Annotated in this window: 8 protein-coding genes and 1 tRNA gene; all 9 read left to right on the plus strand. The window is 62.1% G+C overall.

From position 1 onward, the window contains the following. The first annotated feature begins 3 nt into the window (after window positions 1-3). Window positions 4-80, plus strand: a tRNA-Met gene (locus BJF92_RS00140). A gap of 525 nt (window positions 81-605) precedes the next feature. Continuing rightward, complete coding sequence (locus BJF92_RS00145; protein WP_075632769.1) at window positions 606-1,283, plus strand: response regulator transcription factor; 678 nt, start codon at window positions 606-608, stop codon at window positions 1,281-1,283. 190 nt (window positions 1,284-1,473) lie between these two features. Continuing rightward, window positions 1,474-2,655 carry a sensor histidine kinase gene (locus BJF92_RS00150; RefSeq protein ID WP_158032171.1) on the plus strand — a complete coding sequence of 394 codons (1,182 nt, stop codon included), beginning with the start codon at window positions 1,474-1,476 and terminating at the stop codon, window positions 2,653-2,655. A gap of 380 nt (window positions 2,656-3,035) precedes the next feature. After that, on the plus strand, window positions 3,036-4,025 hold the full coding sequence (locus tag BJF92_RS00155) for an AAA family ATPase (protein WP_075632771.1): 990 nt from the start codon (window positions 3,036-3,038) through the stop codon (window positions 4,023-4,025). A gap of 18 nt (window positions 4,026-4,043) precedes the next feature. Beyond that, complete coding sequence (locus BJF92_RS00160; protein WP_075632772.1) at window positions 4,044-4,964, plus strand: DUF58 domain-containing protein; 921 nt, start codon at window positions 4,044-4,046, stop codon at window positions 4,962-4,964. Beyond that, window positions 4,961-5,425 carry a DUF4381 domain-containing protein gene (locus BJF92_RS00165; protein ID WP_075632773.1) on the plus strand — a complete coding sequence of 155 codons (465 nt, stop codon included), beginning with the start codon at window positions 4,961-4,963 and terminating at the stop codon, window positions 5,423-5,425. The genes BJF92_RS00160 and BJF92_RS00165 overlap by 4 nt, the downstream gene beginning before the upstream one ends. A gap of 275 nt (window positions 5,426-5,700) precedes the next feature. After that, window positions 5,701-6,456: a vWA domain-containing protein gene (locus BJF92_RS00170; protein WP_198931514.1), complete on the plus strand. Its 756-nt coding sequence runs from the start codon at window positions 5,701-5,703 to the stop codon at window positions 6,454-6,456. Between the two features lies 1 nt (window position 6,457). Next, window positions 6,458-8,878 (plus strand): tetratricopeptide repeat protein, encoded by a 2,421-nt coding sequence (locus BJF92_RS00175; RefSeq protein ID WP_075632775.1) that lies wholly within the window; start codon window positions 6,458-6,460, stop codon window positions 8,876-8,878. A gap of 14 nt (window positions 8,879-8,892) precedes the next feature. Then, window positions 8,893-10,659, plus strand: coding sequence for a BatD family protein (locus tag BJF92_RS00180; RefSeq protein ID WP_075632776.1), 1,767 nt, complete (start codon window positions 8,893-8,895; stop codon window positions 10,657-10,659). Window positions 10,660-10,876: the final 217 nt, after the last annotated feature.

Consider the following 10,876-nt stretch of genomic DNA (forward strand, 5'->3'; position numbering starts at 1 on the left):
TAACGCGGGGTGGAGCAGCCCGGTAGCTCGTCAGGCTCATAACCTGAAGGCCGCAGGTTCAAATCCTGCCCCCGCAACCAACGATACTTGTAAGGTCTCCCACTCGGGAAAACGAACCAGAAGCTCCTCGGCGTAGGCCTCGAGGAGCTTTTTGCGTTCGGCCGCCGTGTCAATCTCGCCAGATGCAATCCGGCTCTCAGGTCATTTATTGCAGAAGGATGGTGTCGTCACTGATCGGCTCCCGCAGGCGTCTCATCAAAGTGATGTGATCGAGATTGCTTCAGAGCCGATTTTGCATGTCGATACAAAACCGAGAAAGTGGAGGACATCTAACTCCGCCGCCGACGAGATCTTCTCGGACGTATCCGAACGCTTGCCGAGGCTCATCGAGCGGATTTACAATGCCAGATGGCTGCCTTCCGCCCTTGGCCAGGGTCAAAAACCCAATTTGAATCCCAACTGACCCAACAGGCAGCCTAGTTTAAAGCGCCTTGCTGGTCCAACCCGAAGGGTTCACTCCAATCGCGGATGAGCATCCAGCGCAAATCAACAAAATGGACGACCTCTCAGCGACAGGCCTTGTGTTCGAATCGAAAGTCCGAGCGATGAAAATTTTGGTTGCGGAAGACGATGAGACGATGGCGGGCTATGTCCGCAAAGGTCTGCTCGAACAGGGATTTTCGGTCGATTGTGTTAGCGACGGCCGCGAAGCGCTGACCTATTGCCTCTACAACACCTGCGATCTTGCCATTGTCGACAGAATGATGCCGGGCCTTGACGGGCTTACTCTCGTCAAGGCGCTCAGGGCGTCCAACAGTTCGCTGCCCGTCATCTTCTTGACGGCGGTCTCCGATATCGAGGACAAGGTCGAGGGGCTGATGGCGGGCGGTGACGACTACATTGTCAAACCGTTTCACTTTTCAGAGCTTCTCGCCCGCATTCACGCCCTGTCTCGGCGTCCGAAAGAGAACAGCCACAAGACGGAGTTCACCTGCCACGATCTCAAGCTTGACCTTCTCAAACGCGTGGCGATCCGCCAGGGGCAGGTCATCGATCTGCAGAACAAGGAGTTCGCCCTGCTCGAGCTCCTGATGGAAGCCGAGGGCCGGGTGGTGAGCAGGACGATGATCCTGGAGAGGATCTGGGATTTCTCCTTCGATCCGGGAACGACCGTCGTGGAGACCCATATCAGCAAGCTGCGCCAGAAGATCGACAAGCCCTTCGACACGGCTTTGATCCAGACCGTCCGCAATATGGGATACCGGATCCGTGCGCCTCACTGATCTTCTGTCAGGCAGCTCCTTTCGGACCTCAGCCAAGGTCGCGATCGGCGTTCTCGTTCTCATGAGCTTAGGCGGGACGCTCTTCATCTGGTCGGCCACCCAGGCCCTGCGCGATGTCACGGAGCAGCAAACCCTGGAGGAGGCTGTCCTTTTAAGCGATGTTTATGCCGCAGCGGGACGCGAGGGCCTGGTGAAGGCCATCGGCACGCTGAGCAACCTCGTCAGCAGCCAGGACCGCATCTCCGCAGTCTATGATGAACATGGGATCAATCTTGCGGGTGCCGACCTCGCCATGCCGGATTTCATCGGCGTGCGCGATACCACGCTGCAATCTGTCTCGGCCAAGGGCAGCCAGGGCCATTTCGTGCTGTCGGTGCAGAAGTTCAACGATGCAACGCTTGTCGTCGGCCGAAATCTCAAGGCCGTCGACGAGATGCGTGTTCACATGATTGTGGGCCTCGTCGTCATGACCGTGCTGCTGACCTTCGGGGCCCTGGTTCTGGGTCTGCTGGCGAGTCGTCAGAGTTTTTCGAAACTCAGGTCGATCGAAGGCGTTCTCGCGCGTGTTGCAAGCGGGGAATCCGAGGCGCGCATACCGATCCTTCAGAGGAAGGACCAGATCGACCGCATTTCCATACAGATCAACGCGAACCTCGATGTGCTCTCCCGCCTGATGGACAGCATGCGCGCAACAACGACCGCGATCGCACACGATCTGAAAACCCCGCTCGCCCGCGTCGGGCTCGTGCTGAACGATGCGCTCGACGCCATCGAGGCCGGGCGTGATCCGCACCCGCAAGTCGAACGGGCGCTCAACGAGACCGGGTCGCTCAACGAGATCATCGACACCATTCTCCGCATCACCCGGATCCGCGCCGGCTCGCCGCGCAAGGACATGCAGCTGAACGACCTCGGCGGTCTTATCGAGAATACGCTCGAATTCTTCGCGCCTCTCGCACAGGAGAACGGGCAGACGCTCGAATTTCGACCCGGGGAGACTGAAAAATCTCTGCTTCTATGCGACAAGAACATGGTGCAGCAGATGCTCGCCAACATTGTCGGCAATGCAATTGTGCATGGAGGCTTCGGCATTTCGATCCGGGTTCGCCTTCAGGATCGGCCCGAAACCCTCGACCTCATCGTCGAGGACACTGGCGGCGGCATAGCCGAGGGGCAGCGCCACGAGGTGTTCGACCTGTTCAAACGGATCGACAGCGCCCGCAGCAAGCCGGGCAGCGGACTCGGCCTTGCCTTGGTCAAGGCCGTGGCCGACCACCATGAGGCCGTCATTGCGCTTTCCTCGACCGATCCCGGCGCCGTGGATCATCCAGGCCTCAGGGTCACTGTGTCGTTCCCGAGCGGGACGGACTGAAAATCATACGCTGTCCAATATTCTAATTTTTTGTTTTTGCATCGGGTCTCTCCGAAACCTGGTTCCGCCGTTCTGGCTCCGACGCTCCAAGTTCAACAATAATTAAAGAACGCGGCAAGCTGCCTCAAACTGCGGCGCTTAGTGTCCTGACTGTTCATCGACTTCGGGACATGAACCGTGAAAGCGAGAGCCGATCCGGGCCGCCCATGCTGGAGGGAATGTTCCCTCTTGCGCACATCCCTCCGGATTGCGCTGCCGGCCTACGTCCGCGAACGGAGGCGGTGCAGCTGCCCCTACGTGGTTTCTCCCTTTCATCGACGTCTTGACTCTGAAACCGCGGCGCCTCGGCAAAAAGCCGGGCCCGATTGCGAGGCACTCTGATGATCAGGAATACACTCCAAACCGCAGCCCGCCCGAACAACGCCCTTGTCGATGCGCTCCGCGATCACATGAACAAGCGGATCGTCGGCCAGGAGACGTTTATCGACAGCCTGCTTCTCGGCCTGTTCGGCGATGGGCACATTCTGCTGGAAGGCGCACCGGGCCTTGCAAAGACAAAGGCCGTCAATACCCTGGCAGAGCTGATCGAAGGCGAGCCGTGCCGTGTCCAGTTTACCCCGGACCTGCTTCCCAGCGACCTGACGGGAACAGAGATTTATCGCCCGGAAAAGGGGACCTTCGAGTTTCATCCCGGCCCTCTGTTTCACAACCTGATCCTTGCCGACGAGATCAACCGGGCCCCGGCAAAGGTGCAGTCGGCGCTCCTGGAAGCCATGGCCGAGCGCCAGGTCACCGTCGCCGGACAGACCTACCGTCTGCCGAAGCTTTTCATGGTGATGGCAACCCAGAACCCGATCGAACAGGAAGGGACCTATCCGCTCCCGGAAGCCCAGCTCGACCGTTTCATGCTGCACGTCAAGATCGACTTTCCCTCTGCCGAAGCGGAGCGCGAGGTGCTGCGGATCGTCCGTGGCGAAGCCATGGCGCAAACCGTGACGTCTTCTTTCCGGGTCTCGCAGCAGGACATCTTCGAGGCCAGACAGGCTGCCCTGAAAACCCATGTCTCGGATGCGCTGACGGACTACATCATTCAGCTGATTCAGGCGACCCGCCGTCCCCAGATATACGGCGCCGACCTTGCGAGCCAGATTTCCTATGGCGCATCGCCCCGCTCAACCATCGCTCTGGACCGCTGCGCGCGCGTGCATGCCTGGATGAACGGTGCGGATTTCGCGACCCCGTCCGACGTACAGGCCGTCCTGCATGAGGTGCTGCGCCACCGCATCATCCTGAGCTTCGAGGCCGAGGCGGAAGGCAAAACCGCCGACGCCTTCATCGACGCCCTGATCGACAGGGTTCCGGTTGCTTGAACAGGCGGGGAGAGCGTCATGACAGACCAAGACCTGAAAGGCATTGTCGCAACCCTGCCCGAGCTGGTTCGGGTGCGCCCGCAGCGCGGCCTGACCGGCTTTGCGCCATCGGGCCGTGTCGCGACCCATCAATGGGGTGCCAACCGTTCCATTTATCGCGGTCGCGGCATGGAATTCGCCGAAAGCCGCCTGTATCAGCCCGGCGACGACGTGAAATCCATCGACTGGCGCGTGACGGCCCGCACGGGCCACGTCCACACCAAGCTCTTCCAGGAGGAGCGGGAAAGGCCCATCGTCATTCTGACCGACATGCGTTCGATGATGCAGTTCGGCACCCGAAACCGTTTCAAGTCCAATCTGGCAGCCGAAGTGGCTGCCATGATGGCCTGGACCGGACATGACGGTGGCGACCGTGTCGGCGGCCTTATCATGACGCGCGACGGCTTGCGGGATTTCCCCGCCGCCAGAACGCGGCGCTCGGTGCTTGGACTTCTGGAAGCACTCGCGCAGGAAACCCGGCTAGAGCGGCCTTCGGGAACGGAGATGACCCTGGCGCATGCCCTGCGCCGCATGCGTCACCGCAACCGGCCGGGAACGCTGGCCTTCGTGATCAGCGACTTCTCCGATTTCGGCGATGAAGCTGAGACCGAGCTTCGGCATCTGGCCGTCAATGCCCATGTCACCAACATCCAGATCAGCGATCCCTTCGATGCCGCACTGCCGCCGCGCGGCGGACGCCTCACCGATGGCGAACATGCCCTGGCCGTCTCGGCGCTTGGCGGACGCACACTCGAACGCTACGCGCAGGAATTCGAGGCGCGCAAAGAGCGGCTGGAACGCGTCAGCCGACGCCACGGAATGGTTTGCCACGCCCTGCAGACACCGGACGATCCCTCCTGGATCCTCCATCCGCACCTCAATGTGAGGATGGCAGCATGAGCACCCAACTCACGCCACAAATGCAGGCCCAGCTGGACCAGCTTCGCGATATCCACCTGCCTCAGCCGATTGGCTGGTGGCCGCTTGCGCCGGGTTGGTGGGCCCTTATCGCCCTCGTCTGCGCCTTCCTCGTGGCTGCCCTCGTCTGGACCTGGATGCGCCGCAGGAGCGCGCGTTTTCTGGCACTTCGCGAGCTCGAGGCGATCAGTCCTGAAAGGCAGGACGAGTTTCTCACCCAGATCTCTTCCCTGTTGCGACGTGTCGCCCGCCGGCGCTCGGCGGGGGCCGATGTTTTGACCGGCGCGGCCTGGAGCGCGTTTCTGATGGAAGGCAAATACGGGATGAGCGGCACCAGTGCGGCACTTCTGGCCACCGGTCCCTACGGTCCGCCAGCCAATGAGAATTTCGAACCGGAGGCGCTGCGCGCCGAGACCGCCACCTGGATCAGGAGGCATGGATGATCACCTTTCTCTGGCCTTTCGCCTTTCTTCTGCTGCCGCTGCCCTTTGTGCTGCGCCATTTTCTCAAGCCTGTGGACAAGGGCTTGGGCGGCGCGTTGAAGGTGCCGTTCTTCGCGAGCCTGTCGCAGGGTCTGGGAAGCCGGGCCGACCGGATGTCGATATCCTGGTGGAAGCTCTGCACTGCCTCGCTTGTCTGGCTGCTGATGGTGGCGGCTGTGGCGCGGCCGGCCTATGTCGGACCTGAGGTGCCGCTGCCCGCCGAAGGACGCGACATCATGATGGCGATCGACCTCTCCGGTTCCATGGCCGAGCAGGATTTCGCCGTCGGCGGCCGGCCGACCACCCGCCTCAACGTGGTCAAGGCTGCGGCGGATGCTTTTATCGAAAGCCGCAAGGGCGACCGGGTTGGCCTGGTGCTGTTTTCGGATCGTGCCTATCTGCAGGCGCCCCTGACCTTCGACCGGCAGGCCGTCCGCAATCTCCTCGATCAGGCCCAAGTCGGGTTGACAGGCCAGCAAACGGCCATCGGCGACGCCATCGCAGTGTCCCTGAAGCGCCTGAAGGACAGGCCCGCCGAAGGACGCGTTCTCGTTCTCCTGACCGACGGTGCGAACAATACTGGTGAGATGGACCCGATCCGCGCGGCCGAACTCGCCAAGAAACTCGGGATCCGGATCTACACGATCGGCGTTGGCGGCGGTCCGATGGCCGTGGACACCCCCATGGGGCGCCAGATCGTCAATCCCTCTTCAGACCTCGACGAAGGCGCCTTGCGCAAGATCGCGGAGCTGACCGGCGGGCAATACTTCCGGGCAACGGACGTCGACGGCCTGGCGCAGGTCTATCGATCCATCGACAAGCTCGAGCCGGTCGGCGCCGACCCGGTGCATGTGCGCCCCGAAGTCGCCCTTTATTTCTGGCCGGCCGGCCTCGCCCTGCTCCTTGCCGCGCTGTCCGTCCTGATCGCGACGGTGCCGGCCCTCATCGCAAATCGCCGCCTGTCCAAAGGCCCCGTACACAAGGAAGCCTGATATGGAAACCAATCTGTTCCACTTCCTGCGCCCGGAATGGTTCTGGGCGTTGATCCCGGCGGGCCTTCTTCTCTGGCTCGTCCTGCGATCCCGCAAGAATGGCACCGGCAGCAACTGGGGCAAATATGTGGACGCCCATCTGCTGCGGCATCTGGCCATCAGCGGCGCAACCGCCCGCGCATCGCGTGTCTTGCCATCCGTGGCGGCGGCCATGCTGCTGGTCCTGGTGACGGCGCTTGCGGGGCCGACCTGGGAAAAGGCCCAGCTTCCCTCCTTTACCGGTGGTGAACCCGTGGTCGCAGTTCTCAGTCTGGCGCAATCCATGAATTCGGACGACCTGTCGCCGAGCCGGCTGCGCAGCGCGGTGCACAAGCTGCGCGACATTCTTGCCCGCACGGAAGGGGATGAGCGCGCCTTGGTCATCTATTCCGACGTGCCCTTTGTCGCCGCGCCTCTGACCAGCGACCAGAAGGTGATTTCGCAGATGATACCCGAACTTTCCACCAAGCTGATGCCCGTCCTGGGCGATCGGCCCGATCTTGCCATCTCCGAGGCCACGTCGGTCTTGAAGGGCGCCGACGCGGCGCGCGGCAAGATCCTGCTCATCGCCGACAATGCGGGCGATACGGCAGCAACCGAAAAAGCAGCGGCCGAGGCCCGCAAAGCCGGCTATACTGTCTCGGTCCTCGGCATCGGCACCGAAAAGGGCGCAACCTTGCAGACTGCGGGCGGCGAGGCCATTACCGACCGTTCAGGCGAAAAAGTGACGACGTCGCTCGATGCGGAAGGTCTCGGCGCGGTTGCCAGGGCCGGTGGCGGTGCCTATTCCAGCGTGACTGCAAACAGCGCCGACCTGGACCGCGTCCTGCCGAAGACCGACAGGGTCGAAACCGCCGGCAAGGCCGAGGACGTCAAGGCCGACGGCTGGGTCGATATGGGCTACTGGCTCCTGATCCTGCCGGTCCTTCTCCTGCCCTTTGCCTTTCGGCGCGGCCTTGTCTTCAGCATCGGACTGATCGCCTGCCTGAATGTCGTGCCTGGCCTTGCGACCCGGCCCGCCCATGCGGGAACCTGGCAGGACCTCTGGTCGACCTCCGACCAGCAGGGCAAGGCAGCTTTTGCCTCAGGCGATTACAAGACCGCGTCCGGCAAGTTCGAGACACAATCCTGGCGCGGCAGCGCCGCCTACCGGGCGGGTGATTACGCGGCGGCTGCTCAGGACTTTCCCGCCGGCGCCTACAATCGCGGCAATGCGCTTGCGAAATCCGGCCAGCTGAAAGAGGCGCTTGGCGCCTACGATCAGGCGCTGGCCGCCAACCCTCAGGATGCGGACGCGAAGTATAATCGCGATCTGGTCCAGAAGCTGCTCGACGAGCAGAAAAAGCAGCAGGAACAGGAGAAAAACAAGCAGCAACAGCAGCAATCCGGCCAGAGCGATCAAAAGGACCAAAAGCAGCAGGCCGGCAGCAGCGGTCAAAAGCAGGACCAGCCGCAATCTCAGGGGCAATCCAGCCAGCAGGATCAAAGAGATCAACAGGCCGGCTCTCAGGGCCAGCAGAAGCAGCAGAATGGAGGCGGCCAACAGGACCAGCAGCAGGCCTCCGAGGGTTCGCAGAAGCAGAACGGCGGAGGCGATAAAAAGGACCAAGAACAGCAGGCTGGCGGCTCGGGCAAAAAGGACCAGCAGCAATCGCAGGGGCAGTCCGGCAAGCAGGGTCAACAAGATCAGCAGGCCGGTTCTCAAGGTCAGCCGAAGCAGCAGAATGCAGGCGGCCAACAGGACCAGCAACAGGCCTCCAGGGGGTCTCAGAAGCAGAACGGCGGCCAATCCGGCGATCAGCAGCAGTCTGCCACGCAGCCGGGTCAGGAAAGCGGGTCGCAGGGCGAACAACCCAAGGACCAGGCATCAACTGAGCCGTCAAACCCCGCCGATGCGGCGAAAAGCGGCCAATCTCCAAAGGCTGGAGCAGGGAAAGACGCGGCTGAAAAGGCCGAGGATCAGAATGTCGGTGCTGGCCAAAAACGCACACAGGATGCCTCTGCAACCAAGCCGCAGGGCCAGGAAGGCGGCCGTGAGCAGGCCGGCCAGCAACAGGACCAGACCGGTTCCGAGGGGCTTGCCCAGGCGGACCAGGCCGCACAGGAGGCTGCCAAGGCCCGTCAGCAGGCAAGTGCTTCCGGCAACGGTGGCAACCAAGCCGGCAAGGACAGTGAGAATGCTCTGTCGAGAATGCTGTCCAGTGTGCTGGACGGCAATGGCAAGGACAAGGGCGGCGAGCCTGTGAAGGCCTCCGTTCCCGGTGCTCCGGTCGTCGATCAGGCGGTCGAACAACAGCTGCGCGAAGTGCCCGACGACCCGTCCGGCCTGCTGCGCGCCCGCATTCGTCAACATTACGCCCAGCTTCGGTCTGGCTCCAACTGAGAGGAAGCAGAACCATGAACTTCAATCGGCTCAAGACCACCGTCAGCGCTGCTGCTCTTTCTCTTGCGCTCGCCGTTCCTGCCTTCGCCGCGGGGCTCTCCGCCCATGTGAACAGTGGAACGGTGGCGGAAGGGGACACGTTTCAGCTGACCCTGACGGCCAATGGCCAGGCGGATGCAATCCCGGATCTCGCACCGCTGCAGAAGGATTTCGACATCCTCGGCACATCGCAGTCCTCGTCGACGCAAATCATCAACGGGCAACGGTCCCAAAGCGAGAGCTGGATCGTGTCCCTGTCGCCGAAGTCGAAGGGCACGCTGGAAATTCCCGCAATCCGTGCGGGAGGCTTAAGCAGTTCGCCCGTCGCCATCACGGTGGTGGATGCAGGCGCCATGCCCAAGGCCACGGGTGCATCGGGAATCGCTGTTTCGGCCAGCCTGAAAGACGGCAGCCCGTTTCTCTTTCAGGAAACGCCACTGACCGTACGGATCGAGACCAGCGCGCCGATCAAGAGCGCCGAACTGGTCGCGCCGCAATCCAGCGCCTTCGAACTCGTTCAACGCGGCGAGGACAGGGTGAGCCAGGCCACCCGGAACGGGCAGACGGTTAATGTGATCGAGCGCACCTATATGCTCAAGCCTCAGGAGAAGGGTGCGATCGAAATTCCCCCCTTCGTCCTGCGCGGATCCGTCGAGGACCCTTCGGCGCGGGCGCACAATCCCCTCGCAGACTTCGGTTTCGGCGACTTTCCCGGGTTCCCGTCGTCCATGTTCAGCGACATGTTCGATAGCGGCAAAGCCTTCGCCGTTCGCTCCGAGCCGATCAAGCTGACGGTTCGCGCCGATCCCAATGCCGGCTCCGGGCAGCACCAATGGTTCCTGCCCGCCAAGAACGTCCGGCTCACCGCCAACTGGTCGCCCGAGCACCCACTCTTCAAGGAAGGAGAGGCGGTCACCCGGCGCGTCAGCCTTCTGGCGCTCGGCGCGAGCGCCGCTCAGCTTCCCGACCTGTCCTTCGAAAACACCGATGGTGCGCGGATTTATCTTGATGATGTCAAGACAGGCGAGGATCAAACGGCTGACGGCACTGTCGCCAGAAAGGACTTTCTCCTGTCCGTGGTGCCAACCCGCGGTGGCGAGATCACGCTGCCGGAGATCAAGGTGAACTGGACCGACAGTATCTCGGGACAAGCGAAGACCGTCACCCTGCCAAGCGAAGTCATCAAGGCCGAGGGAACCATAATGCGTGCCCAGCAGGCCGCAGGTTCGGCGCCAAAAGCGGCGCCTGCCTCTCCGGTCGTATCGCAGGCACGGCAGAAAGGCGGCGAGGCATTGCCTGTCTCTCTCCTTGCCGGTCTGGGGGGCGCTGCGGTTCTGGCCGCATTCGGTGGCGCTGCCCTCTATTCCCGACGAAAGCAGCGCCCTGGTGAAAGCCTCCGGAGACCCGTGGCTGCAAATACGTCCAGTCAGGAACGCCCCGACACGCGTCCCGAACGCCGCAAGCAGCTGGAACTGGCGGTCGCCAAGGGAAAATCCGGCGATCTGCGCGGATCCTACGGCTGTGTTCTCGCCTGGCGCCGGCTGGCGGGCGGGGACCCGGCCATGACCGATGCGGCCAGAGAAGCGATTGCAGGTCTGGAAAGAGCAGCCTTCGCGCCTGCGGCAGAAGCAGCAGAGGCCAAGACCCGCGACTGGCTCACCGTCCTTGCAGGGGAAGACCGCAAGATCGGCCATGTGCAAAGTAACATATCGTCGAAGCTACCGTCGCTCTATCCGGCTTGAAGCCAATCAATGGGCTCGGCTCTACAAATATCTCAGGGCCTATGCCGATAAGCATCGCGGCATCCTGCTCGGCAGGACCAGGTCGTGTTGACAAAGTTCATTCCCACATCAGGGGAAGAATGATTCAAGGCTGCCTTCTAGGCTCAGGACTCATAAATCACAACCAAAAGATAACGGTTGCAGCGATGCATATGCTTGAGAAGAAGGTATGCGCGCA

The organism is Xaviernesmea rhizosphaerae, assembly GCF_001938945.1.
GTDB classification, from domain to species: domain Bacteria; phylum Pseudomonadota; class Alphaproteobacteria; order Rhizobiales; family Rhizobiaceae; genus Xaviernesmea; species Xaviernesmea rhizosphaerae.